The 1,032-nt window shown below is 46.3% G+C and carries 1 pseudogene; it reads right to left on the bottom strand.

The annotated features are described in order from the left end of the window. Positions 1–739: pseudogene (locus tag DM995_RS22995) on the bottom strand (hypothetical protein); the annotation flags it as partial. Between the last annotated feature and the right edge of the window lie 293 nt (positions 740–1,032).

Here is a 1,032-nt window from a genome sequence, read left to right as displayed (position 1 = left end):
AAGCCGAACGTTGAGTTGTCGGGTCAAATTCTCGAATTTGCTCAATTTCATCACCAAACCACTCCAAGCGGACTGGTAATTCAGAAGACACAGGAAACACGTCAACAATATCACCCCGCCGACTCCACTGTCCTTCTGTTTCCACCAAAGCAACCCGTTCGTACCCCAGAGTAGCTAGTTTTTCACTAAAACTATTTAAACCCAACTCCATCCCTTGTTTGAGAGTGAGACACAAAGGAGCAAATGCTGCTGGTGGCGGTAGGTGGGGTTGTAAAGCAGCGTGGGTGGCGACGATTGCGAACTTGGGAGATGGGGACAAGGGGGACAAGGAGGACAAGGAGGACAAGGGGGAATTTTTTTTCTTGTCTCCCCCCTCTCCCTTGTCTTTTCCTTTCCCTTGACTCTTGACCAAATCTGCCAAAACTTGCATTTGTCCCCAAGTCATTTCGGTTTCGGGGTCAAAAGGTTCGTAGGGGGATGCTTCGGATGTTGGGTAAAAATGTATAGCTTGCCATCCCATCGCCTCCAGTTGTGCTGTCCAGCGTCCGGCTTCCTCCAGAGTGGCACAGACCACAAACAAATTCTGTTCCTGAGTTTGAGCTAAAGCCGAAGCTACCAAGCCTTTTGGTAAGCGAGGGAGGCCATTTAAATGTAAATATTTTTGCCGATTTAGCTTAGAGATAAATTCTGTGGTGAGCGGCGATCGCCCCAAAGCGCGCACAATGGAAGAAAATGCCATAACTTTTTAAACAAGTGGGAGTCGTTTTGACCAGCAATGCACAATCATAGCGTTGACTTTAAGTATTTTATAAATTTGACACTCCCCACGCCTAAAAAGTGGGGGATTCTACTTTCACAGCCGTTGTTTGCTCTTGCATGAATCCTAAAAATCCCCCTCAATCCTGCCAGTTCCCTCCCCGAAATTGCTTAGGGTTAGGGTGGGGTAAAAAATATTTGTGCAAGAGGTCTAATCATTTTGGCGCATACAAAAATCATTTTGGCGCATACAAAAATCATTTTGGCGCATACAAA

The sequence above is a fragment of the Blastomonas sp. UPD001 genome (assembly GCF_003426715.1).
GTDB lineage: Bacteria > Pseudomonadota > Alphaproteobacteria > Sphingomonadales > Sphingomonadaceae > Blastomonas.
Note: the sequence above shows the minus strand (reverse complement) of the source record. Positions and strands in the feature narration are given on the sequence as shown.